This is a genomic window from Cardiobacterium hominis (assembly GCF_900637305.1).
Classification (GTDB): Bacteria; Pseudomonadota; Gammaproteobacteria; order Cardiobacteriales; family Cardiobacteriaceae; genus Cardiobacterium; species Cardiobacterium hominis.
In genome coordinates this window covers 2254574-2279454 of sequence record NZ_LR134365.1, presented here as the reverse complement: position 1 = coordinate 2279454, position 24881 = coordinate 2254574, and the positions used below count along the sequence as shown (strand labels likewise).

Sequence of the window (24881 nt, the reverse complement as noted above, 5' to 3'; positions counted from 1 at the left end):
TTGTGAAGGGTTAGGAATTAGGAAAGGGTTTCGCGCTGCTCGAATTCGGCGATTTCTTTGTGCATTTCTGCCAGCAGGATTTCTTCCGAGGGCAGATAGAGACGGTATTGGCTGGCAATGATTTGTTGCTGGTTTTCCGGCAGGCTGAATTTGACGACGGCATCGTTTTTATCGGCGCACAGCAGGATGCCGATAGTCGGATTTTCATGCGGCTGCTTTTCCATGCGGTCATAATAATTCACATACATTTGCAGCTGGCCGATATCCTGATGCGTCAGTTTGTGCGTCTTGATTTCGATAATAACGAAGCATTGCAGCAGGCGGTTATAGAAAACAAGATCGGCAAAGAAGTCATCACCATCGAGATGCAAGCGCTTTTGCCGCGAGACAAAGGTAAAACCGTTGCCGAGTTCCAGCAGAAAATCCTGCAAATGGCTGATAATCGCGCCTTCCAAATCTTTTTCGTAATAGGCCGCCTCGCGCTGTAAACCGAGGAATTCGAGCACCATCGGATCTTTGATGATTTCTTTGGGATTGACCGGCTGGCGTTCGTTGCGGGCGACAGCAAGCACGCTTTGCTTGTCATTGCTAAGTAGCAGACGTTCGTATAGCTGGCTGTTGATTTGCCGCTCCAGCTGGCGCGAAGTCCAGTTATTCTTCACGCTTTCGGCAATGTAGAATTCTCTTTTGTCTTCGTTATCAATGGATAACAGCATCTTGTACTGCGTCCAGCTCAATTGCGTCCGCAGTGCGGACGCAATTGGAAATGCGCGATAAAATTGACGACAGCGCTCAATCTGCCGCTTGGAAAAGCCGCTGCCGAATTCCGGCTGCAAGCGCTCGGCAATCATCTGCACCAGATACGCGCCATAATCCGCCCGTTCTTTACCGCGCTGTTCTTCTTCAAAAATCCGCTGACCAATATGCCAGTACATCACGGTGCGCTCGTGATTGACCGCGCGCACCGCTTGCTCACGCGATTGGGCGATGATGGTTTTGATGTCGTGGATTAAGCTGTTATCCGCGAGCATTACAATTCCAGGCATTTCCCCGAACCGGTCGCGGCGAGGCCGGTCATGCCGGTGCGTGCCATTTCGACGATAATGTCCGATTCCAATACGTCAATGAAGGCATCGAGTTTGCGCTGCGAGCCGGTGACTTCAAAGATAACGGTCGTCGGGGTAATGGCAATGACGCGCGCGCGGAAGGCTTCTGCCAATTGTAAGTAATGGCCGCGCTGTTTGGCATCGACATTGATTTTGATGAGCAGCATTTCCCGATCGACAAATTCGGCATCGGTGAGGTTTACCAGCTTGATAACTTCGATCAGTTTATTGAGCTGCTTGTTGATTTGCTCAATCAGTTTTTCATCGCAATAGGTGACGAGCGTCAGGCGGGAAACGGTTTCATCTTGCGTCGGGGCGACGTTCAGGTTTTCAATGTTAAAACCGCGCGCGGAAAAGAGTCCGACCACGCGCGAAAGCGCGCCGGCCTTGTTTTCCATCAAGAGGGAGATTACGTGTCTTTTGTTATTCATACCAGCACCATTTCCTGACTGTCGCCATCTTGGTTGAGGCTGCAACTCGGCCCCAAAATCATTTCTGCCTGACCGCCACCTGCGGGAATCATCGGATAAACGTTTTCGGTCGGGTCGGTAATAATATCGACAAAGACGGTTTTGTCTTTCATGGCGATGACTTCGCGCAGTTTGCTTTCCAGTTCTTGCGGTTTTTCGATACGCACGCCGCTATGGCCATAGGCTTCGGCAAGTTTGACGAAATCGGGCAGTGATTCCATATAGCTCATGGAATAGCGTTTGTCGTAGAAGAATTCTTGCCATTGCCGCACCATGCCGAGATAGCCGTTGTTAAGGCACAGGATTTTGACCGGAATATGGTATTGCAGCGCGGTGGTCATTTCCTGAATCATCATTTGAATGGAGCCGTCGCCGGTAATACAGAAGACGTCTTCATTGGGGCGGGCGACTTTCGCGCCAATTGCCGCCGGATAACCAAATCCCATGGTGCCGAGGCCGCCGGAATTGATCCAACGGCGCGGCTCGTGAAAGGGGAAATATTGTGCGACCCACATTTGGTGTTGGCCGACGTCAGAGGCAATCACGGCATTGCCGCCGGTGAGTTTATAAAGTGTTTCGATGACTTGCTGCGGTTTGATGCGATCTTCGCTTTTCGCATAATGCAATGAATTAACCGCGCGCCATTGTTCGATTTGTTGCCACCAGGCAGCCGTTTGTGCCTTGTCCGCTTTTTCATCGCCCATTTGCCGCAGCATTTCTCTTAATACCGCGCGCACCGAGCCGACGATGGGGATATGCACGACCACGTTTTTCGCAATGGAAGAGGGATCAATATCGACGTGGATGATTTCCGCCTGTGGGCAGAATTTTTTCAAGTCGCCAGTCACGCGGTCATCAAAACGCGCGCCCACCGCGAATAATACGTCGCAATGGTGCGTCGCCAGGTTCGCCTCGTAAGTGCCGTGCATGCCGAGCATGCCGAGGAATTGCGGGTCATTGCCGGGATAGCCGCCAAGCCCCATCAGCGTTGCGGTAACGGGCAGATTGAGGCGGCGCGCGACTTCGGTCAGTTGTTCCGCCGCGTTATCAAGAATGACGCCGCCACCGAAATAGAGCATCGGTCTTTCGGCTTTTTTCAGCGATTTCAGGGCGCGTTTGATTTGTCCGACGTGGCCTTCGACGGTCGGCTGATAGGAGCGCATTTCGATACCTTCCGGGTAGGAAAAGGTCGTGAATGTGCCGGTAATGTCTTTCGGTACGTCAATCAGCACCGGGCCGGGGCGACCGCTGCGTGCGATGTGGAAGGCTTTTTTGATGGTCGGCGCGAAGTCGTTCACGTCTTTGACGAGGAAGCTGTGTTTGACGCAGGGGCGGGTGATGCCAACCGCATCCACTTCCTGAAAGGCGTCGTTACCGATTAACGCCGACGGCACCTGGCCGGAGAAGACGACGAGCGGGATGGAATCGGCGTGGGCGGTGGCGATGCCGGTGACGGCGTTGGTCAGCCCCGGGCCGGAGGTGACGATGGCCACGCCGACTTTGCCGGAAGCGCGCGCATAGCCGTCCGCTTCGTGTATCGCGCCCTGTTCGTGTCGCGAAAGCACGTGCACGATGTCTTTTTGTTTGTAAATCGCGTCGTAGATATGCAACACGGCGCCGCCGGGATAGCCGAAAACGTATTCAACCTGCTCCTCTCGCAGCGCCTCGATGATGATTTCTGCACCATTCAGATGATGTTTTTTCTTCGCCATAGCCTTGCCTCGCTCTTGATTCGGGCGGGTAACAGTACGCAAGCGGCTGGGCGGCGTCAAGCGCATTTTGAGACGCTGCGGTAAAAGTGATGCCGTCGCTATGCGTGATGTTGAAGCGGCAGATGCGCTGCAAGGATGCGGGCTGCCGTTATGTCTGGGAATACAGCCCGTTAGCGTCTGTCATGGATTAAAAAACGGCGCCGTAGCGCCGCTTTTCGTGGTGAGGGATTATTTGGCGGCAGCCGGTGCGCTGAAGCCGTAACCTTGCAGGATTTTCTGTCCGTCTGCGCCGGTGACGAATGCAACAAAGCGCTTGGATTCGTCCGCCGCTTTGCTGTTTTTCAGCACGGCGATGGGGTACACCAGCGGTTTGTCCAGTGGCACTTCCAGCACGATTTTTACTTTGTCCGGCATGATGGCGGCGTCGGTCGCATAGACAAATCCGGCATCCGCTTCGCCACGGGCAACGTAGTCCAGCGACTGGCGCACGTTTTGTGTCGGCAGGTTGCGCTCGCCGAGTTTGTCCCACAGGCCGGCTTTTTCCAGCGCGCCTTTGGTGTAGCGGCCAACGGGGACGTTTTCAACGTGGGCGATGGCGATGCGTTTCAGCGCTTTGTCGTCCAGCAGCGCGGCGAGGTCTTTGCCGTCCCATTTCGCGTCTTTCGGCATGATGACGACGAGGCGGTTTTCGACGAAGTTTTGTCGTGTGGCCGGGTCGATGTAGTCGGCGGCTTTGTCCATGGTGACGGTGTAGGCGGAGGCGAACACGTCCACCGGCGCGCCTTTGCTGATTTGTTGCAAGAGGGCGCCGGAGCCGGCGAAATTGAGGTCGATTTTGGCGTCGGGGTATTTGGCCTGATAGGCCTTGGCGATGTCGCCGAAGGCGTCGGTGAGGCTGGCGGCGGCCGAGACGGTGATGTCGGTGGCGAAAGCGCCTTGGGCGATGGTGGCCGCAAGGGCGGTCAGGATGCGTTTTTTCATGGGTTTCGCCAGATGGGTTTGAGGTGGGGGAGGGAGGTTTAGCAGCCAATCATCACGTTGGACGCTTTGATGATGGCGCAGGCGTTTTGCCCGACGCGAAAGCCGAGGCGTTCGGCGCTCGTGCGGGTAATGATGGCGACCAGGCTGTTGCCGTCGCCGATATCCAGCGTTACTTCGTCATTGACCGCGCCGGTTTCGATGCGGCTGATGGTGCCGGGGATGGCGTTGCGCGCCGAGATTTGCGCGGCGATGTCGGCGCTGCCAATCATGACGTCGCTGGCTTTGATGAGCGCATAGGCTTCTACGCCCGCTTTCAGGCCGAGGCGTTCGGCGCTCGCGCGGGTGATGATGGCGGTTAATGGGTGCGCGCCGATGCTGATGGCGATTTCGCTATTGACCGCGCCTTCCTGCACGGCGCTGATGGTGCCTTTGAGCTGGTTGCGGGTTGAGATATTAAAGTGCATGGCGAGTAACTCCGTTGGGTTTATGTTATGGGTTGCAAGGAATTGGCGGAAGGTTTCCGCCTGTGTCCGCACGCGGGCGAGCCAGGCGTGGCCGTCTGCGGTGAGGTGCGTTTTGTCGCCGTCGCAGCGGGTGAGGGCGGCGCCGGCGAGGTTGTTGAGCCCGTCCAGGGTGTCCTGCGCGCGCTTCACAGGGATATGGAGGCGCTGGCAGACGGTTGTAAGGGCAGGGGTTTCTGCCAGTGCGGCGAGCAGTTGCAGGCTGTGCGGCTCGGCAAGCGGGATGCCGTTCACGCGGATTTCTGCCGCAGGCGCGCTAACGGGCGGCGCGCTTACCGCTTGCAGGCCCGCTTCCTCGCCGTGGCGGTTCATTTGGTACACCACATCGCCAAGCGCTTCGGCGTCGGCGGGGTCGTGGGTGATGAGCAGCAGCGGCACGTTGTATTCGCGCTGCAATTCGCCGACGAGCGCCCGCATTTGCGCGCGCAGTCCGGTATCGAGCGCCGAGAAGGGTTCGTCAAGCAGGAGCAGCGTTGGGCGGCGGATGAGCGCGCGGGCGAGGGCAGTGCGCTGTTTTTGTCCGCCGGAGAGTTGCGCCGGGTAGGCGTTGGCAATGTGGGCGATGTGCAGCCGTTCCAGCCATGCCGCGACTTCGCCGCGCGGTTGGCGGCGGCCGGGGTTGCGCCAGCCGCTGTGCAGGCCGAAGGCGATGTTCTGCGCGACGGTGAGATGCGGAAAGAGGGCGTAATCCTGAAAGAGATAGGCGACGTTGCGCCGCGCGGTAGGCAGGTTGGTCGTGCCGTCGTAGAAAACGCGCTCGCCGATGCGGATATGCCCGCCATCGGGGCGGTACAAGCCGGCGACGGCCTGCATAAACAGCGTTTTGCCGCTGCCGCTGCCGCCGATGATGACGACGCGCGCGGCATCCGTTTGCAGATGGGCGTCAAGGCGGACGCCAGGCAGGGATTTTTGCACGCGGATGTCGAAGCGGCTCATTTCACCCCTCCGCGCGGAATTTTGCCGCTGGCAAGGGTGCCGACGGCGAGCAATACCGCCACGCAAACGGCGGAAATGAGCAGCACCATGCCGTTGGCATCGCTATCGCGTCCGGCTTGAACCGCCTCGTAAATGGCGATGGAGAGGGTTTGCGTCTTGCCGGGGATGCTGCCGGCGAGCATCAGCGTCGCGCCGAATTCGCCGAGAGCGCGAGCGAAGGCAAGTAGCGTTCCCGCAAGAATGCCGCGCCAGGCAAGCGGCAGGGTAACGCGCCAGAAAACGGCGGCAGACGACAGACCGAGGCAACGTGCCGCCGCTTCCAGTTGCGGCTCAACTTGTTCAAACGCTGCCCGCGCCGGTTTGAAAATCAGCGGGAAGGCGACTACCGCCGCGGCAACGACTGCGCCCTGCCAGGTGAAGACAAGCTCAATGCCGATGCTGTTCAACCAGCCGCCGATGGCGCTGCGGCGGCCAAAGAGGACAAGCAAATAAAAACCGAGCACGGTCGGCGGCATCACCATCGGCAGGGTGAGGAGGGTATCGAGCAGTTCGCGGCCGGGGAAGCGGCAGCGCGCGAGGAGGAAGCCGCACAGCACGCCGAGGACGAGGCTGATGGCGACGGCGCAGACGGCAACTTTGAGCGAGAGCAGAAGCGGGGTGAGGACGGGGTGCATGGTTTGGTGTTTCTACTGGATTGCGGGTTTTGGTGGCTCAAGACCCGCCCTGCGTTGTTGCCTCCGCCCACGCCTTGCCGTAGGCGTAAACCTGCGCGTAGCCTTGCGCGCGCAGGGTGCGGGCGGTGTTTTGCGCGCGTTGGCCGCTGGCGCAGATGAGCAGCACGGGCGCGCCTGCGTCGAGGTAGGCGGCGGGAGCGGCGAGCAGTTGCGGCATGGGGATATGCTCGCTGGCAAAGGGCGGGGCGAGGGCGGCGCGTTCGGCGGCGCTGCGGATGTCGATGATGCGCCAGTGTTGCGCCAAGGCGGTGGTGAGTTCGGCGTGGATGGGGGCGGCGAATGTTTGCGGCTGGTGGTTGCAAGCAGCGCGGCGCGGTACGCGGATGCGGGTTTGCCGCATGCTGGCGAAGTCGTATTGCAGCACTTCGCCCGCGAGTGGCGCGGCAAAGCCGGTGAGGATTTTCAGCGCTTCCAGCGCCTGCCATAGGCCGAGGGTGGCAGGCACGGGGCCGAGCACGCCGAGTGCGTCGCAGTTGCCGCCGGGGGCGATGTCTTCCGGCCAGAGGCAACGCCAGCAGGGCGCATCACGTGATGGGTGCAGGGTGAACAGTTGCCCGCCGAGCGCGGCGGCGTTGGCATAGACGACGGGCGTGGCGGTGATGAGCGCAGCGTCGTTTAGTTGGTAGGCGAAGTGGCGGCTGTCGGTGCAATCCAGCGCGAGGTCGTGCGCGCGCAAGGCGGCAAGCAGCACCTCGCCGTCAAGCGTCTGCGCGATGGCCTCGCATTGTGCGCCGTCTGCCATCCGTGCCTGGCAGTAAGCGGCGAGTGTTGTCGCTTTTTTTGCGCCGAGGTCGGCGTAGGTGTAGGGCGTTTGCCGGTGCAGGTTGCTGGCGGCGATGGTGTCGGCATCGACGATGGTGAGATGTCCGACGCCGGCGGCAGCAAGCCAGGGCGCGGCAGTTGCCGCCAGTCCGCCCGCGCCGAAGATGATGACGCGCGCGCGGGCAAGCGCTTCCTGCGCGGCGGAGGTCATGCCGGCGACTTTGAGCTGGCGGGAGAAATCGGGGGGGTGCATGGTTAGCCGCAGTGGTGGTTCAGCACCCAGGCGCGACTGCCGTCGCTGTAATACTCGTCTTTCCAGATGGGGACGGTTTCTTTGATGCGGTCGATGATGTAGCGGCAGGCAGCAAAGGCATCGCCGCGGTGTCCGGCGGCAACGCCGACCCACACCGCCAGTTCGCCAATTTGCAAGGCGCCGATGCGGTGCATGCAGGCAGCGGCGTCAATGTCGAATTGTGCTTTGGCTTCGCTGATGATGCGCGTGCCTTCGCGCTCTGCCATGCCGAGATAGGCGCTGTAAATGAGGTGGGAGACGGCTTTGCCCGCGTGATGGTCGCGCACCCAGCCTTCAAAGCTGACGTAGCCGCCAGATTGTGGCTGGCAGAGGGCAAGGCGGGCGGCGGCGGTGTCGATGGGGGTTTCGGTGATGTGGAAGATCATGGTTTAGCCCCCCGATACCGGCGGGATGAAGGCGATTTCGTCGCCGTCTTGCGGCGCGTCTGTCCACTCGGCAAACATCTGGTTGCGGGCGACGCGCAGTTGGTTTTGCGCCAGGCTGAAGTGATATTGTGCGTGCAGGGCGTTATAGAGGGCAGCAAGGTCGGCATAGTCGCCTGTGAGGCGTTCTTGCGCCGCGCCGCGTTCTTCGGCGAGTTGGGCGAAATAAAGGATGGTGAGGGTCATGGCTGTGCTCCGGTTTCGCGGTTGAAGTCGCGTTTGCCGCCGCTTTTGCCTTGCAGGCGGACGCTTTCGATGATGATGTCGTGGCTCAGCGCCTTGCACATGTCGTAGATGGTGAGCGCGGCGACGCTGGCAGCGGTGAGCGCTTCCATTTCTACGCCGGTTTTGTGGGTCACGCGGCAGGTGGCGCGAATGTCGAGCGCGCAGGCGGTGTCATCGTAGGCGAATTCAAGCGCGACTTTGTCGAGCGGCAGCGGGTGGCAGAGCGGGATGAGGTTGGCGGTCTGTTTCGCAGCCATGATGCCCGCGATTTGCGCGGTGGCGGTTATAGAGCCTTTGCGCGTCTCGCCGCCGCTCTCGCGCAGCGCGGCATAGACGTCCGCCGGGAAGGAAACGCGCGCGCTGGCGGTGGCTTCGCGGCGGCTGGCGCTTTTGTCGCCAACGTCCACCATGTGTGCGTTGCCGTCGCGGTCAAGATGGGTGAAGGGCATCGCTGTTCTCCAAGGTTTGCCAGTCTTCGAGGGTGTTGAAGTTGATGGGCTGCGGCCAGTCGGCAGGCATGACGACGTAGCGCACGCCGGATAGCGCGGCAAGCGGCATCATGCGGCGCAGACCGCTTTCGAGCCATTCGTGCAGGCGCGGCAACAGCGTGGTAGATACACGGGCGAAAAGCGGCTGCGGTTGGCCATCCTGCACGATGCAGACGAACGGCGCGGGCGGCGCGCCGGCGAGCGCATCGCGCAGCATCGTGGGTGTGACCAAGGTATCGACCGGCAACAGCAGCGTTTCCGTGCCGCCTGCCGCTGCAATCGCGGTAAGCGCGCCCGCGAGCGCCGATAGCGGCCCGGCACGTTCAGGTAGCGCATCGGCGACCGTCTGCACCGCGGGCGGATGCGGGTAAGCGGTGCCGCCGCTGGCAAGGTAAACGCACATGCCTGCCGCGTCGGCAAGGCGCAGATGGCGGGCAAGCAGGGTTTCGCCGTGGTATTCGAGCAGGGCTTTGTCGCGCCCCATGCGCTGCGACTGCCCGCCGCAGAGGAGGGTGAGGGTGTCAGTCATCGTATGGTGTCCACCAATTAGGGTTTACTTCCCAACAAGCATTATTTTCATTAGTGAGTTTATTGTTTACAGTATATCTTTGTAAGGTATTGCTATATCTTTCGATAGAACCCACATTTCTTGCAATATATATTTTGTGTTTTTTAGGAATCCATTGCCTTTTTGCATTAAGGAAAATAATGCCGCTACCTTTCATATCTTCCATATCTAAAGAAAACTTATCTTCGTTATAATTTTCATGAAGCATAAATGCTCCATAGCATATTACTTGCCACCTATCATTAGGGGGATCAAGTGTACATGGTTTACCTAAAATCACTTGATCAAATGTTGTGTCAATCAAATTTGATCCAGATATATCTGCTCCAATTAGGTTATCTAAGAATATTGAACAATCTTGAAAAATAGCTTCCCTTAATGAAGCGCCTAATAAATAAACTCGTCTTAACTCTGAGCCACGGAAATTAAATTTATCTAAGTTGCATCCCTGTAACTCTAGGTTATCTAAATTTCCTTCTATATTTACAAATAGATTCTTTAGTTTATTATGTTCTAAGCCATACAGATTAAAATCCATTCCAATAAGACATAAACTATTAAATATCTTAGGGTCTCTTTTTAAATTATCACCACCATCTGATAGCAAAACCTTCGTTATTGCTTTGGCTAGAAAGGTATCTCTAGTGCTTTTAATATTATTTAGTAAATCATATAGTTCTTCAAGTGAGTTTCCATGGTCTGTTTTTAAAGGAAAATAATGACTATCAAATTTTAGATTTCGCACTGCCCGAATATTTTTTTCTTGTAATTTGTACCAAGCAGAAATCAACAAGTTTAAGGCAGGACTAATAAAATCTTCTCCTCTATCGCCTCGGAGAAATGGAAGTAAGTTATAAACAGAAGAAACAATCAAAGGAGAAGATGTGTCAGTATTAGAGTCTATATTTCCAACCCATTCTACAATTTTCTGAAATTCTTTTAAATTTACATCTTTTCTATCATTTTCTATCTGCTGAATATTATTAGAATCTCTAAAATGCCATATAGCAAATGCAGTAGGGGCGGAAACTATTAATGCCATAAAAGTCCATATCCCGTTTGCTCCTATAATTTTTTCTACATTGGTCTCTATAAATTGTGGGAATCCATATTTTACTATTAAATATAGAGTTAATATTGTTAGGCCTGATGTTAATAATATAATAACGGGTCTAATTTTGTTGTGAGAATTAAAAATTATTAGAGTAACAAGCAAAATAATAGGCAATAAAATCCAATTCCATATGCGATTGCATTCATCAAATATTAGATTGTATTTAAATATTAAGCAAAATAATAAAATAATAAATATGCTCAATAAAGAGACTATTCGTTTTTTTTCTTTCATTAGCGCTCCAAATGTAAGTTCATAATTGATTGTCATCGCTGCGCGTCAGATGCGGATAGAAGTTGCACGGGCGGGTGCGGGAGTCGAGCTGGTCTTTCAGGACGTATTCCCAGGCGGTTTTACAGGCGCCGGTTGAGCCGGGCATGCAGAAGACGGCGGTGCGGTTTGCCATGCCGGCGAGGGCGCGGGATTGCAGGGTGCTCATGCCGATGTCGGCGATGGAAGCGGCGCGGAAGGCTTCGCCGAAGCCGTCGATGGTTTTGTCAAAGAGGACGGCGACGGCTTCCGGGGTGTTGTCGCGGCCATAGAAGCCGGTGCCGCCGGTAATCAGCACGACTTGGATGTTGGTATCTGCTATCCAGGCGGCGACTTGCGCGCGGATGTGGTATTTGTCGTCGGTGAGCAGGGTGCGCGCGGCGAGGTGGTGTCCGGCGGCGCGCACGGCGTCTTCGAGGTATTGGCCGGAGGTGTCTTCAGCGAGCGTGCGGGTGTCGGAGACGGTGAGGATGGCGATGTTCAGCGGGTAGAAAGGTTTGGGGGCTTTGTGGCTCATGAGGGTTTCCGGTTGGGTGGTAAAAGCTATGGTTTGTTGGGTTACGCGCTGTGCGCTAACTCAATCTGCGCGGTCATCCTCCTATCTGCGCGAGGTGGCGCATGATGCCGGGGTTTTGTTCGTGCAGGTGGTGGCGTTCGGGTTTGTGGGCGATGAGTTGGTGTAGTTGGGCGATGAGTCCTTCGGTGTCGCCCGCGCGCAGCCACGAGCGCAGGTCGTAGTTGAGGCTGTCGAACAGGCAGAGGTGCATTTGTCCGCGTGCGGTGACGCGCAGGCGGTTGCATTTTGTGCAGAAGGTTTTTTCGTAGGGGGCGATGATGCCGATGCGTCCGGCGTAGTCGGGGTGGTGGTATTCGCGCGCGGGGCCGGCAAGCGGGCTACGCTCGCGCTCTTGCCAGCCATCGGCAAGCAGCCGCGCGGTGATGTGCGCAGCGCTGATGTGCGCGCGTTGGTAGAGCGCGGCGTTGTCGCCGGTTTGCATGAGTTCGATGTAGCGCATGGTTAGCGGGCGGGTTTTGAGGTAGGCGAGGGTGTCTTCGTAGAGTTCGGTGGCGCTGTCGCGCATCAGCAGGGCGTTGAGTTTGAGGTGGTGGTAGCCGCGCGCGAGCAGGGCGTCGATGGTAGCAAGCAGCGCGGGCAGGTGGTTTTTGCCGGTGAGGCGCTGGAAGGTGGCAGCGCGGAAACTGTCCACGGAGAGGTTGATTTGGTCGAGGCCGGCATCCAGCAGCGCCGGGTAGTGCTCGGCGAGGCGGTGGCCGTTGGTGGTGAGCGCGACTTTTTGGATGCCGGGGGTGCTGGCGCAGATGCGGATGATGTCGGCGATGTCGGCGCGCAGGGTGGGTTCGCCGCCGGTGAGACGGATTTTTTCGGTGCCGCAGGCGGCAAAGGCGGCGACAAGGGTGCGGATTTCGGCAAGACTGAGTTCGTCCGCGCTGCCGCAGCCTTGGTAGCCGTCCGGCAGGCAGTAGACGCAGCGGTAGTTGCAGAAGTCAGTAACGGAGAGGCGGAGGTAGGCGATGCGGCGCGCGTAGGGGTCTATCAGCATCAGTCGCCCCCGCGATGGCTGGCAAGGAACGGCCAGACGGTAACGGTTGCGCCCGCGGGCTGGTCGCCGCTGTCGGCAGGCAGGTCGATGAGGCAGTTGGCGCGGGCAAGGCCGTAAACGCGGTGCGAGTCTTGCCCGCCTTGTGGGCGGACGCTGCCGTTTTCCAGAATGCCGCGCTGGAAGTCGCGGCGGCCGACAGCTTTGCGCACGGGGGCTGCGAGCGGTACGGTCAGGGTGAGCGGTGCGGGCAAGGGGTTTGCGCCCGCCAACTGCCACAGCGCCGGGCGGACGATTTGGCTGAAGCCGACGAAGCTGGAGACGGGGTTGCCGGGCAGGCCGAAGTAGGCGGCTGTGCCGATGTTGCCGAAGACGAAGGGTTTGCCCGGTTTCATTTTGATTTTGTAGGCCTGGACGCTGCCGAGTTTGGCGACGGCGGTTTTGAGGTAGTCGTAGTCGCCGACGGAGACGCCGCCGCTGGTGATGATGGCGTCGCTGTTTGCCGCTTGTTGTAGGGCGGCTTCGATGGCGGCGGGGTCGTCGCGGATGATGCCGAGGTCGTGCACGCGCACCGGCAGGCTTTTGAGCAGTGCTTTCAGCAGGGCGCGGTTGCTGTCGTAGATTTGCCCGCTTTCGGTGAGCGCTTCGCCGGGGGCGACGAGTTCGTCACCGCTGGAAAGCAGGGCGACGGTGAGCGGTGCGGTAACGCGGATACGCGCGCAGCCGAGCGCGGCGAGGAGCAAGACGTCCGCGGCGCTGAGGATTTTGCCGGGTTGCAGCACGGTTTCGCCCAGCTGTAGTTCTTCGCCGCGGTAGCGGATGTTGGCGCGCGGCGGGGTAGGGCGGGTGAGGGTGATGCGGCCGCCGTCGCGTGTGGTGTTTTCTTGCATTTCGACGGTGTTCGCGCCTGTGGGCACGACGGCGCCGGTCATGATGCGCACGCATTCGCCCGCGCCGACGGTGCCGGCAAAGGGACGGCCAGCGATGGATTCGCCGATGAGGGTGAGGGTGTCGCCGCTGTTTGCGGTGAAGGCGTAGCCGTCCATCGCGGAGACGTCGGCGACGGGCAGTTCGATGTTTGAGGTGATGGCTTCGGCGAGGACGCGGCCGCAGGCGTCATCCAGCGCGACGGTTTCGGTGCGGGCGATGGGTGCGAGTGTGGCGGCGATTTGCGCGTTTAGTTCGTCGAGGGTTTGCATGGGGTTCCTTGAATGCGTGGTGGTTTTGAGTCGACTGTCGTTACGCGATATTTCGCAGGGAAGCGGTTTGCTGGGAGTATCGCATGGCGCGGCATTGTAACCGCCCGCATGTGGTTTTTGTGTGCGTTTTTGTTTTACCAGCTATTTTGTGAAATCAGATGGTTGCAGTCCTTTTTTATCGTTTTTTTAGGATTTGTCTTGAGGAATGTCACGTTTTATACTGGGGAAAATTGATAATAATTGATATGAGGCAAGAAAATGGCACAGAAATCTGTATCCGGTAAACGGCGGGGGTTAAAAATCCTCGTGGTTGGCATTCTGCTCGGTGCGGGCGCGTTGTATGGCGGGCATTGGTCGTTGCGTGCGACCAGTACCACCGGCTTTTGTGTGAGCTGTCATTCGATGGAGCAGCCGAAGCTGGAGTGGCAGGGCAGCAAGCATTTTTCCAATAAGTACGGTATTCAGGCGGGCTGCGCCGATTGTCATATCCCGCACGATAGCGATTGGAACTACGCCTGGACGAAAGCAACTACCGGCCTGCAGGATGTGGTTGCCGAGATGCGCGGCGGGATGCCGGACAAGGCCGCTTTCGAGGCGAAACGCGGCGAGTTGGCAAAACAGGTGTGGGCGCGGATGAAGGCCGATGATTCGGCGACTTGCCGTCAATGCCACACGCCGGGCGCGATGGATTTGTTTGCGCAAAGCGAGAAGGCGGCGGAACGCCACCGCGCGGCGCGCGAAAGCGGCGAGACGTGTATCGACTGCCACCGTGGTATCGCCCACTTCCCGCCGGAATTTACTGAAGGCGCGAATGAAGCGGCCAAGCACCTCAGCGAGCTCGCGGCACACACCCCGACGGATGCGAAGGCGCTTTATCCGGTCGCGCGCCTGCCGCTTTATGCCGACAAGGACAAGGCGGTGGAAATTGCCAATATTCTGCCGACCGCCGCGATGCAGGTGACCGGCGCGGACGGCAATATGCGCGCCGTCACCATCAGCGGTTATCAGCAGGAAGGCGCGGCGCAGGTCATCTACGCGCAAAGCGGCAAGCGCATCATCAGCGCGATTGTCGCCGAAGACGCCATCGACCGCCTGAAGAACGGCGAATACAGCACTGATGCCGAGACGGGCAGCCAGTGGCGACCCGTCACCCTCACCGCCTGGGTGGAAAACGCCAACCTGCTTGCCGACGCGCAGCCGCTCTGGGATTACGGCAACGCGCTTAATAACGCCTACTGCGGCGGCTGCCACGCCGTCGTCCCCGCCGGACATTTCACCGCGAACCAATGGCCGTCCATCGTCAACGGCATGGTCAGCCGCACCTCCATGGACGACGCGGGCAAACTGATGCTCACCTACTATCTGCAAAACCACGCCAAAGACGTCAAGGGAGGCCAACCATGACCACAACATACCGCACCAGCCGCCGCAACTTCCTCAAAACCGGCGCAACCATTGGCGGCGTACTCGTCGCCCCCGCCTTCAGCGCGCGCGTCTTCGCCGAAACCGTCAAAGACGGGCAGACCATCATCACCGCCGCGCACTGGGGGCCGCTCGCTGTCGTCGTCAAAGACGGCAAAATCCAATCATCCGCGCCCGCCATCGAAGACCTCGGCGACAACCCGCTGCAAACCGTCGTCGCCGACCAGGTCTATAACAAAGTCCGCATCACACAACCGATGATCCGTAAAGGATTCCTCGATAACCTCGACAACATCACCCAACCCGACGGCAAACGCGGCGACGACGCCTTTGTCCCCGTCAGCTGGGAGCGCGCCTACGACATCATCGAACAACAACTGCGCCGCATCTACGCCAGCTACGGCTCGCAAAGCATCTTCGCCGGCTCCTACGGCTGGCGCTCGGCGGGCGTGCTGCACAAAGCCTACACCCTGATGCAGCGCTTCCTGAACCTCGCGGGCGGCTACGTCGGCCACCTTGGCGACTACTCGACCGGCGCGGCGCAAGTCATCCTGCCGCACGTCCTGGGAACACTCGAAGTTTACGAACAACAAACCAGCTGGGAAGTCGTGCTCGACGAAAGCAAAGTCGTCGTCCTCTGGGGCATGAACCTCTACAACAGCTCACAAATCGCCTGGTCAGCCTCGGACGGCCAAGCCCGCCTCTACCTCAAAAAACTCAAAGAACGCCCGGACATCAAAGTCCTCAATATCGACCCCACCTGGACCGAAACCGCCGACTTCCTCGGCAAAGACCGCTGCGAATGGATACCGACCAACCCCAGCAGCGACGTGCCGCTCATGCTCGCCATCTGCCACGAACTCATCCGCCAGAACCGGCACGACACCGAATTCCTCAAAAAATACACCGTCGGCTATGACGCCGTGCGCGCATACGTATTCGGCGACAAAGACGGCATGCCTAAAACCCCCGAATGGGCGGCGCCCATCACCGGCGTACCCGCCGAAAAAATCCGCGAGCTGGCGCGACTCTTCCACGAAAACCGCACCATGATCATGGCGGGCTGGGGTATCCAGCGCCAGCATCACGGTGAACAAGTACACTGGATGATCGTCACCCTCTGCGCCATCCTCGGGCAAATCGGCCTGCCCGGTGGCGGTTTCGGCTTCTCCTACCACTACTCCAACGGCGGCGCGCCCACTCGCCGTTCAGGCATCCTGCCCAACATCGGCAACACACCCGCCCAGGCAGGCAGCGGCACCGACTGGCTCGAAAGCGGCGCGAGCAAACTCGCCATCCCGGTTGCACGCATCGCCGACGCCCTGCACAACCCCGGCGGCGAATACGCCTACAACGGCCAAACCCGCAACTACCCGCACATCCGCATGATCTGGTGGTGCGGTGGCAACCCCTACCACCACCACCAAGACCTGAACCGCCTGCGCGCCGGTTGGCAAAAACCCGAAATCATCATCGTCAACGAACCCTACTGGACCGCGACCGCCAAACACGCCGACATCGTCCTGCCCGCGACCACCAGCTACGAACGCAACGACCTCACCATGACCGGCGACTACTCCAACATGCACATCGTGCCGATGAAAAAACTCGTCGAACCGCAGGGCGAAGCCAAAAACGACTACGACATCTTCCACGACCTCGCCAAACGCTTCGGCGTGGACGCCGCCTACAGCGAAGGCAAAACCGAAATGCAATGGCTCAAAAGCTTCTACGACGAAGCCCAACAAAGCGCGCGCCAACAGCGCATCGCCATGCCGCTCTTCCAACAATTCTGGGAAGAAAACAAAGTGTACGAAAACCCGCGTGACCCCAAAGCCGACCGCTACGTGCGCTACGCCGACTACCGCGAAGACCCCATTCTGAACCCGCTCGGCACCCCGTCTGGCAAAATCGAACTCTACTCAAAAACCATCGAAGCCATGCACTACGACGACTGCCTGCCGCACGCGAGCTGGCTGCCACCCGTTGAATACCTCGGCAACGCGCCTGCCGAATACCCGCTACAACTCGTCACCCCGCACAGCCACTACCGCCTGCACTCCCAACTCAACCAAACCAGCCTACGCGAACAATACGCCGTCGCCGACCGTGAACCACTATGGATACACCCGGAAGACGCCGCCGCGCGCGGCATCCAGACCGGTGACCTCGTGCGCGTCTATAACGGCCGCGGCCAAGTACTGGCAGGCGCCGTCATCAGCGAGCGCATCAAAAAAAACATCGTCGCCCTGCACGAAGGCGCGTGGTACGACCCCGCCGACGGCAGCCCGAATGCGCTCTGCAAAAACGGCTGCGGCAACGTCCTTGCCATCGACCGCGGCACCTCGCGCCTCGCCCAAGGCAACACCGGCTACACCGCAGTCGTGAACGTCGAAAAATACATGGGCGACGCGCCAACGCTCACCGCCTTCACCCCGCCGAAAATGGCGGAAATATAAACCGCTGCATGAATGGAGGAGCTAGAGCGTTGACAATCCGGTGAACGAGTCCCTCTCTCGCTACGCGAGCAAAGCTTGTCCCTCTAGGAGAGGGATTGGGGAGAGGGTAGCAATCGATTGAAAAACAGGAATCTTGGTTTATCAATGATTGCTCACCCCCTCCCCGACCCTCTCCCGCTGCGAGCTTCGCTCTGCAGGGGAGGGGGACGTCTCAATTGTCAACATCCCCTAGCCCAACAGCGAAACCCGTAAAAACACCCAGGTGCGCTGCGGCGCACCACATCCCAAAACCCCGCCGCAACATGAACCGCCTCCTCTGGGCAAGCGCACTCATCACCACCAGCGCGACCGCCGCCACCCTGCTCACCCCGGAAGAATTGGGACAACTCTTCTTCTTTGACCCCAGCCTCTCACAAGCGCAGGACATCGGTTGTTTCACCTGCCACCAGCCCGCTTATGCCTTCGCCGACCCACGGCAGAACGCGGGCAAGGGCATGGTGTCGCTCGGTAGCGGCGGCATGCACTACGGCATCCGCAACGCTCCGCCCGTTACCTACGCCGCTAACAGCCCGCGCTTCCACTACGACGCCGACAGCGGCCTCTATCGCGGTGGTCAATTCTGGGACGGCCGCGCGAGCGACCTTGAAGAACAAATCACCGGCCCGCTCTTTACCAGCTTCGAAATGAACATGCCGGATGCATTAGCCGTTACCGCCCGCCTCGAAAAAAACGCACAGTACGCCTACAACCTCAAAGCCCTGTACGGCAGCGCCGTCTTCAACACCGTCGGCAAACCCGGCCTCGGCTACCAGACGGCGCGCGCCTTTAGCGAACTCCAAAACACCATCGCCGCTTACGAACGCAGCCCGGCGCTGCGCAGCTACGACAGCAAATACGACCGCTACCTGCAAGGCCAAGCGACGCTCACCCCGCAGGAAGAACGCGGGCGACAAATCTTCTTCGACCCCGCGTGCAGCAACTGCGCCAGTTGCCACCTCGGCAAAGCGCCGGGCAGCACCGAAGAACCCTTCAGCAACTACTACTATTACAACATCGGCGTGCCGCGCAATCCCGAACTCATCCGCCTTGCAGGCCGCGCCGCCGACTACATCGACCACGGCCTGATGGCGAACCCGCGCACCGATGGCAACGCCAGCCTGGATGGCAAATTCCGCACCCCGACCCTGCGCAACATCGCTGTCACCGCGCCCTACATGCACAACGGCGTCATCCCCGACCTGCGCGGCGTACTGCACTTCTTTGACCACTACAACCAAGCGCGCACCAACCCCGCCACCGGCAAAAACTGGGACGCGCCGGAAGTCGCGGAAACCGTTGATAGCGTCCGCCTGCAAGCGCCGCCACTTACAGATACCGACCTTGACGCGCTGGAAGCCTTCCTGCGCACACTCACTGACGCCCGCTACGAATCACTATTGCCGCCAGCGGGCATGAATCAACAATAGTATCGCTATCGCCACGACATTTAATAAATCATACGAGAACCAGGACATATCCCGTTTTTTATATTCTGACCTCACGGCATTTGTTGGGAAAAGCAGTTTGTTGCTATTTTCTTGAATTATCGTACATAGTTTGACTGAACTGCCGTACTCATGCTGTTTGAAAAACAGTCATTACCCACAACAATCCACACAAACTCCACACGGAAATAGTAAAGAACTTCACATATTCTGTGAGAATAGGCTAAAATTCGCATGTGGATTCACAACATGGCTGCTTATTTCCGTGCATTCCATACAGACTTTATGGAATGTGCGGAGGATGGCTGTGGTGAGCCGCACGAAAAATCGTAACTCAATAAAATGGAGCACCCATGATTGGAATATTCAAACCGTCGCCGGAGATTCCTCGCCTTCCGGCCGACAAAATTGATCCTACCTATCGCCGCCTGCGCTGGCAGGTATTCATTGGCATCTTCCTCGGCTATGCTGCCTATTACTTTACTCGTGGCAACTTTGACCTCGCGCAAAAAGGCCTGATTGATGCCGGTCTTTTCAACAAAGAGGATTTGGGTAAAGTCGGCGCCGCTGCCGGCCTCGCCTATGGTATTTCCAAATTTTTGATGGCGTCCATCTCCGACCGCGCCAACCCCAAATACTTCCTGCCTTGCGGCCTGTTCCTCTCCGGTCTGTGCATGACCATCATGGGGCTTGCGCCGTGGGCAACCTCCGGCGTGACCATCGCCTTCATCATGATTTTCCTCAACGGCTGGTTCCAAGGTATGGGCTGGCCGCCCTGTGGTAAAACCATGGTGCATTGGTGGTCAAAAAGCGAACGCGGCACCATCGTTTCCATCTGGAACTGCGCGCACAACGTCGGCGGCATGGCGCCCGGCGCGCTGGTGCTGCTGGCAGGCATGATTTGGGCGCGCACTCACGGCGTTGAGGCGACCAACAAAGACATCTGGCAACAAGCGCTGTATTACCCTGGCATTGCCGCGATGGTCGCTGCCGTGTTCATCGTGTTCGCGATGAAAGACACCCCGCAATCCTGCGGCCTGCCGCCGATTGAGCAATGGAAAAACGACTACCCCGATGACTACGACGAAAAAACCGCCGAGAAAAACCTCAGTACCAAGGAAATCTTCGTTACCTACGTCCTGAAAAACCGCCTGCTGTGGTACATCGCCGTTGCCAACGTTTTCGTGTACCTCATCCGCTACGGCGTGCTGAAGTGGTCTCCAGTTTATCTGAGTGAAGTCAAGCACTTCGACTTCAAAGGTACCGCGATTGCCTACACCATCTACGAACTCGCTGCCATTCCCGGCACCTTGCTGTGCGGCTGGGTATCGGACAAAATCTTCAAGGGCAAGCGCGGTATCACCGGTGTGATTTTCATGATACTGACCACGCTTGCGGTCGTTGCCCTGTGGATGAACCCGGCGACCCCGGTCGATGCGCAAGGCAATATCGTTGCCGAATACGCAGGTGTTGTCTGGTACAAAAACCCCTACCAACTCATGGACTTCGTCCTGATGACCACCGTCGGTTTCCTTATCTACGGCCCGGTGATGCTCATCGGCCTGCACGCGCTGGAACTCGCGCCGAAAAAAGCCGCGGGTACTGCGGCGGGCTTCACTGGCCTCTTCGGCTACCTTGGCGGTACCGTTGCTGCTTCCTACGTCATCGGCCGCACCGCTGAGCGCTATGGTTGGGACTATGGTTTCTACGTGATGATTGCTGGCAGCATCATCGCTGTCATCCTGCTGCTGATTACCACGCTGGAAGAAGCCAAGCACAAAGCGAAAATCCCTGAACAGGAGCGCCTGGTGAAATAAACACCACGCGCCAACGCTTAAAGGGAAGCCATGCGGCTTCCCTTTTTTACATACACGATAGTCGCTACCCTGTATGTAAATCGGCAATCACGGTGAAAAACGGTGAATAAAACACATTTTTCACCGCATGAACCGTAAAAATTCCCGTAAAATACCCGTGAAATTCACACACGGGAGAACCCATGAAACGCACCCTGACCCTCACCATCCTTGCCGCCCTCGCTGCCAGCGCGCACGCCGAGCAACAGCCGCTGACCTACGGTGTCCGCCCCTTTTACCTCATCGACAACCTCGAAGACAGCGCCCTCAAACAAGAGCTGCTCGCCTGTGCGCAACAAACGCCGAAAAAAACCGAATTTGCCATTGGCCACCGGGGCGCGGCGCTGATGTTCCCGGAACACACCCGCGATTCCTACCTCGCCGGCGCGCGTGAAGGTGCGGGCATCCTCGAATGCGACGTTGCCTTCACCAAAGACAAAGAACTCGTCTGCCGCCACGCACAAAACGACCTGCACAACACCACCAACATCCTCGCCACGCCGCTTGCCGCCAAATGCAGCGTGCCGTTCAAACCGGCAGAATTCGATGCCGACGGCAAACTGGTAAAAGAAGCCGAAGTCGAATGCCGCACCACCGACATCACCCTTGCCGAATTCAAAAGCCTGAAAGGCAAAATGGACGGCGGCAACAAAGAAGCGCGCACGGTGGAGGAATACATGAACGGCACGCCCGACTGGCGCACCAACCTCTACGCACAAAACGGCGAACTGATGACGCACAAAGAAAGCATCGAGCTGTTCAAACAGCTCGGCGTGAAAATGACGCCGGAACTGAAAGAGCCGGTCGTGCCGATGCCGTTTGACGGCTTCACCCTCGAAGACTACGCGCAAAAAATGCTGGACGACTACACTGCCGCCGGCGTCCCCGCCAGCGACGTTTACCCGCAATCCTTCCAGCCGGAAGTCATCCGCTACTGGCTGAAAAACGGCGGCGAATTCGCCAAACAGGCCGTCTTCCTCGATGAAACCCTGGATACCGCCCCGCGCATCAAAGAAATGCCGGAATGGCGAAAAGCCGGGCTGAACTACCTCTCGCCGGCGATGCCGATGCTGGTGAAAGACGAGGGCGGCAAACTGGTGCCATCTGACTACGCCAAAGCGGCGAAAGACAACGGCTTCAAACTCATCACCTGGACGCTGGAACGCTCCGGCCCGCTTGCCCGCGGTGGCGGCTGGTACTTCACTGGTATCGAAAACCACGCGAAAAAAGACGGCGACACCTACAAATACTTGGACGTGCTCGCCAAAGACGTCGGCATCAGCGGCATCTTCAGCGACTGGCCGGCAACCGTCACCTACTACGCCAACTGCAAAGGGCTGTAAGCGATAACCTCCCCCAAAAATCCCCGCATCACGCGGGGATTTTTTATTGCATTATTTCCCATTCGTTTATGATGAGGAAGATTCCTCATAAAGAACGTGCATGACAATTGCACTTTTTTAAATTCTATTGATTTACAATGGATTGTTTAAATAATGTGGTCATTTATGGTTGAGTGTTTACGGCCATATTTGTGTGAAATCCTCATGTCGCCTTGTGGAATTTCATATATAAAATATCTCGCTAAAAATATTTTTGTAAGATTTGAATTGCAGAAAAATTGGTGTATATTGTTCTTCTCATTACCAATGAAGAGTTTTAAATTATATGACTCACAAAAAACACGCTGACTTGGTGCAATATATTATCAATCAGTGGCATCAATTTGATCCACAATTGGATACCTCAGGAACAGAAATTATTGGGCGTATTGTTAGAATAAGTTCAATAGTCGGGCGTAGCGTTGATAAAAATCTGGACCGTTTTCAAATGACGGTTGGAGAATTTGATGTGCTGGCGGCATTGGCGCGCGAGAAAAAACAGGAATTAACGCCGAAACAACTGCAAGACCTTATCCTGATTTCATCGGGAGGATTGACTAACCGTATCGATCAACTGGAAAAGAAAGGGCTTATTGAGCGCTCACCCAATCCCAATGACCGACGGAGCCTGTTGGTAAAATTAACATCTACCGGCTTGGAGTTGCTTAAGGAAGTAGCGCCCACGCATCTGGAAATTGAACGCCAATTTATTCATGCTTTGAATGAAGAAGAATATGCCGAGTTGCGCAAGCTACTCGGGAAAATACTCAATCATATTAATGTATCGTGATTGTCGCTATTTTCTGCGATGACGGAAATAGTATGGCGTGATAATTATTATAGTGATGCTGTGAATTTTATTGTTTATAAACAGGTCGCTTATAATAATTATGCTAATGCGTGAACTTAAGATTGATAGGCGTTGTTTCTTTTCTCTGTATTGTATAGCGATACACCGAGAGCATCAGACAAGGTACGCCGCCGAAAACAACACCATAGGGTGCGCCTCGGTGCACTGTCGTGGAAATATTGTTTCGTATCAATGGTGCGCGAGGCGAACTCTATGACCCCTAGCAATGAAACACCATATGAGGTTTTCGGAGGATTGCTATACAAATGTGTACCGTTTTTATGAGACGGGTTGTTGGATATTTTAGAAATATTGTCATAAGAGACGACACCAATTTCTTGATTACTACAGATGCAAAAAACCGCGCCGAAGCGCGGTTTTTTTAGGGCATGTTGGTTTAGAAGTGATACTGCGCGCAGAGTTTGCGGAAGTCTTCCGTTTGTTCGCGTACCCAGTTTTCGTCTTTGCCCAGCTCGGCGGCGATGTAGCGCGCGACGTCTTCCGCTACTTCGGCTGCGGCGCGGGCATCGAGGAAGAGCAGGCGGATGCGGCGGGCGAGTACGTCTTCCAGCGTCTGTGCCATTTCTTCGCGCACCGCCCATAGCGCTTCGGCGTAGAGGAAGGGGTGGTCAGGGTGGATTTTGCTGCCCGCTTTGGCGTCTGCCTGGGCAAGTGCTTCTATCGCCGGGCGGTCGCTGCCGTAGTAGCCGAGGTGGTGGCTCATGTCCGCGGGTGCGTGGCCGTGGATTTTGAGTTCGGTGGTCTGGCAGGGTTTTTCCGGCAGGGTTTTGTCTTTGATAGCGGCATCAACCGCGTCTTCAGCCATTTGCCGGTAGGTCGTCCATTTGCCGCCGATGATGTCCACCATGCCGGACGGGGTGACGTGCACTTTGTGGCTGCGTGAGACTTCTTTGGTGCTTTTGCCGCTGTCTTTGGGCGCGGCGAGCGGACGCAGGCCGACGAAGACGCTGCGGATATCTGCGCGGGTCGGCGCTTTGACGAGGTAGTCTTTGGCGGTGTTCAGGATGAATTCGACTTCCTGCTCCAGCGGGCGCGGTTCGTATTCGGCGTCTTTGACGAGGGTGTCGGTGGTGCCGACGACGAGTTTGTCGTGCCACGGTACGGCGAACAGCACGCGGCCGTCAGAGGTTTTCGGCACCATCAGCGCGGAGTCGCCCGGCAGGAATTTGCGGTCGATGACGATGTGTACGCCCTGGCTCGGCACGATGCCGTCCAGCGCGTTCGGGTCGTCCATTTTGTTGATTTCGTTGGCAAACACCCCGGTCGCATTGACGACGCAGCGCGCTTTCGCCGTAAATTCGTCACCGCCGAGGTTGTCGCGGATTTTGACGCCGCAAATTTTGCCCGCTTCGTTTTTTTCCAGACCGATGACTTCGCAGTAGTTCACCACGGCGGCGCCGTGTTCGATGGCGGTTTGTGCGAGGTTTACCGCGAGGCGGGAGTCGTCGAACTGGCCGTCGTAGTAGCAGACGCCGTTGCGCAGTTTTTCCGGCTTGACGCCTTGAAGCAGTTTGTTGGCTTCGCCCTTGCCGAGGTAGCGGGTGTGGCCGATGCCGAGTTTGCCGGCGAGGCGGTCATAGAGCCAGAGGCCGAAGGTGTAGTAAGGCGCCGTCCACCATTTTTCGCCAGGGATGATAAAGGCTTCGCTTTTGAAGAGGTGCGGCGCGTTTTTCGCGAGCCGTCCGCGTTCGCGCAGGGCTTCGCGCACGAGGTCCACGTAGCCTTGGGCGAGGTAGCGCACGCCACCGTGGACGAGTTTGGTGCTGCGGCTGGAGGTGCCTTTGGCGAAATCGCGGCGTTCCAGCAGCAGGGTCGAGAATCCGCGCGTGGCGGCATCTACCGCGATGCCAAGGCCGGTCGCGCCGCCGCCGATGACGACGACGTCCCATGTTTCTGAACTTTTGGCGCGTTCGAGATTCTCTTGTCTTTTCATAAAAGCAGTCTCCATTTAACAGTTAAATCACCAGAAAATCACTGGGGCTGTGTGCATTTTAACACTCACATTCACATTCATCACGGAGAAAGTA

Annotated in this window: 22 protein-coding genes; 6 read left to right on the top strand and 16 right to left on the bottom strand. The window is 57.4% G+C overall.

Translation table 11 applies throughout. From position 1 onward, the window contains the following. Window positions 1-17: 17 nt before the first annotated feature. The 15 genes from EL199_RS11075 to moeA all read right to left on the bottom strand — a co-directional run bounded on the left by EL199_RS11075 (window position 18) and on the right by moeA (window position 13380). Window positions 18-1031: a PDDEXK nuclease domain-containing protein gene (locus EL199_RS11075; protein ID WP_004141314.1), complete on the bottom strand. Its 1014-nt coding sequence runs from the start codon at window positions 1029-1031 to the stop codon at window positions 18-20. Beyond that, on the bottom strand, window positions 1031-1537 hold the full coding sequence (gene ilvN / locus EL199_RS11070; RefSeq protein ID WP_004141316.1) for an acetolactate synthase small subunit: 507 nt from the start codon (window positions 1535-1537) through the stop codon (window positions 1031-1033). The genes EL199_RS11075 and ilvN overlap by 1 nt, the downstream gene beginning before the upstream one ends. Further along, entirely contained in the window at window positions 1534-3288 is a 1755-nt protein-coding gene (ilvB, locus tag EL199_RS11065; RefSeq protein WP_004141318.1) for a biosynthetic-type acetolactate synthase large subunit, read from the bottom strand. The genes ilvN and ilvB overlap by 4 nt, the downstream gene beginning before the upstream one ends. A gap of 228 nt (window positions 3289-3516) precedes the next feature. Then, on the bottom strand, window positions 3517-4269 hold the full coding sequence (gene modA, locus EL199_RS11060) for a molybdate ABC transporter substrate-binding protein (RefSeq protein ID WP_004141320.1): 753 nt from the start codon (window positions 4267-4269) through the stop codon (window positions 3517-3519). A 38-nt stretch (window positions 4270-4307) separates the two neighbouring features. Next, the gene (locus EL199_RS11055; RefSeq protein WP_004141322.1) at window positions 4308-5726 is read right to left on the bottom strand and encodes a TOBE domain-containing protein; all 1419 of its coding nucleotides are present in this window, start codon (window positions 5724-5726) and stop codon (window positions 4308-4310) included. After that, entirely contained in the window at window positions 5723-6400 is a 678-nt protein-coding gene (modB, locus tag EL199_RS11050; protein WP_004141323.1) for a molybdate ABC transporter permease subunit, read from the bottom strand. Before modB ends, EL199_RS11055 begins: the two co-directional genes overlap by 4 nt. A 37-nt stretch (window positions 6401-6437) precedes the next feature. Beyond that, window positions 6438-7475 carry a HesA/MoeB/ThiF family protein gene (locus tag EL199_RS11045; protein WP_004141325.1) on the bottom strand — a complete coding sequence of 346 codons (1038 nt, stop codon included), beginning with the start codon at window positions 7473-7475 and terminating at the stop codon, window positions 6438-6440. 2 nt (window positions 7476-7477) lie between these two features. Next, window positions 7478-7900, bottom strand: coding sequence for a molybdenum cofactor biosynthesis protein MoaE (locus EL199_RS11040; RefSeq protein ID WP_004141327.1), 423 nt, complete (start codon window positions 7898-7900; stop codon window positions 7478-7480). Window positions 7901-7903: 3 nt separating this feature from the next. Then, window positions 7904-8143, bottom strand: a complete 240-nt coding sequence (locus tag EL199_RS11035; protein WP_004141329.1) for a MoaD/ThiS family protein — start codon at window positions 8141-8143, stop codon at window positions 7904-7906. Next, the gene (moaC, locus tag EL199_RS11030) at window positions 8140-8631 is read right to left on the bottom strand and encodes a cyclic pyranopterin monophosphate synthase MoaC (RefSeq protein WP_004141331.1); all 492 of its coding nucleotides are present in this window, start codon (window positions 8629-8631) and stop codon (window positions 8140-8142) included. The genes EL199_RS11035 and moaC overlap by 4 nt, the downstream gene beginning before the upstream one ends. Then, a complete protein-coding gene (mobA, locus tag EL199_RS11025) occupies window positions 8612-9199 on the bottom strand; it encodes a molybdenum cofactor guanylyltransferase (protein ID WP_004141332.1) in 588 nt (195 codons plus the stop codon). The genes moaC and mobA overlap by 20 nt, the downstream gene beginning before the upstream one ends. Beyond that, a complete protein-coding gene (locus EL199_RS11020; protein ID WP_004141333.1) occupies window positions 9192-10586 on the bottom strand; it encodes a pentapeptide repeat-containing protein in 1395 nt (464 codons plus the stop codon). Before EL199_RS11020 ends, mobA begins: the two co-directional genes overlap by 8 nt. 19 nt (window positions 10587-10605) lie before the next feature. Beyond that, window positions 10606-11139 (bottom strand): molybdenum cofactor biosynthesis protein B, encoded by a 534-nt coding sequence (moaB, locus tag EL199_RS11015; RefSeq protein WP_004141334.1) that lies wholly within the window; start codon window positions 11137-11139, stop codon window positions 10606-10608. Between the two features lie 73 nt (window positions 11140-11212). Continuing rightward, window positions 11213-12184, bottom strand: a complete 972-nt coding sequence (gene moaA / locus EL199_RS11010; RefSeq protein ID WP_004141335.1) for a GTP 3',8-cyclase MoaA — start codon at window positions 12182-12184, stop codon at window positions 11213-11215. Beyond that, a complete protein-coding gene (moeA, locus tag EL199_RS11005; protein ID WP_004141336.1) occupies window positions 12184-13380 on the bottom strand; it encodes a molybdopterin molybdotransferase MoeA in 1197 nt (398 codons plus the stop codon). The genes moaA and moeA overlap by 1 nt, the downstream gene beginning before the upstream one ends. A 258-nt stretch (window positions 13381-13638) precedes the next feature. Here moeA and EL199_RS11000 point away from each other — a divergent pair, with 258 nt between their 5' ends. The 6 genes from EL199_RS11000 (at window position 13639) to EL199_RS10975 (ending at window position 22773) form a co-directional block, all read left to right on the top strand. Then, window positions 13639-14784, top strand: a complete 1146-nt coding sequence (locus tag EL199_RS11000) for a NapC/NirT family cytochrome c (RefSeq protein ID WP_040355452.1) — start codon at window positions 13639-13641, stop codon at window positions 14782-14784. Then, entirely contained in the window at window positions 14781-17261 is a 2481-nt protein-coding gene (locus tag EL199_RS10995; RefSeq protein WP_004141341.1) for a molybdopterin guanine dinucleotide-containing S/N-oxide reductase, read from the top strand. The genes EL199_RS11000 and EL199_RS10995 overlap by 4 nt, the downstream gene beginning before the upstream one ends. 302 nt (window positions 17262-17563) lie before the next feature. Continuing rightward, a complete protein-coding gene (locus EL199_RS10990) occupies window positions 17564-18727 on the top strand; it encodes a cytochrome-c peroxidase (RefSeq protein WP_004141343.1) in 1164 nt (387 codons plus the stop codon). A gap of 371 nt (window positions 18728-19098) precedes the next feature. Further along, window positions 19099-20562, top strand: coding sequence for a glycerol-3-phosphate transporter (gene glpT, locus EL199_RS10985; RefSeq protein ID WP_004141345.1), 1464 nt, complete (start codon window positions 19099-19101; stop codon window positions 20560-20562). Window positions 20563-20744: 182 nt separating this feature from the next. Continuing rightward, window positions 20745-21944, top strand: coding sequence for a glycerophosphodiester phosphodiesterase family protein (locus tag EL199_RS10980; protein WP_004141347.1), 1200 nt, complete (start codon window positions 20745-20747; stop codon window positions 21942-21944). 325 nt (window positions 21945-22269) lie between these two features. Further along, window positions 22270-22773 carry a MarR family winged helix-turn-helix transcriptional regulator gene (locus EL199_RS10975; protein ID WP_004141351.1) on the top strand — a complete coding sequence of 168 codons (504 nt, stop codon included), beginning with the start codon at window positions 22270-22272 and terminating at the stop codon, window positions 22771-22773. A gap of 457 nt (window positions 22774-23230) precedes the next feature. Here EL199_RS10975 and EL199_RS10970 read toward each other — a convergent pair whose 3' ends face one another. Then, window positions 23231-24787 (bottom strand): glycerol-3-phosphate dehydrogenase/oxidase, encoded by a 1557-nt coding sequence (locus EL199_RS10970; protein WP_040355454.1) that lies wholly within the window; start codon window positions 24785-24787, stop codon window positions 23231-23233. Between the last annotated feature and the right edge of the window lie 94 nt (window positions 24788-24881).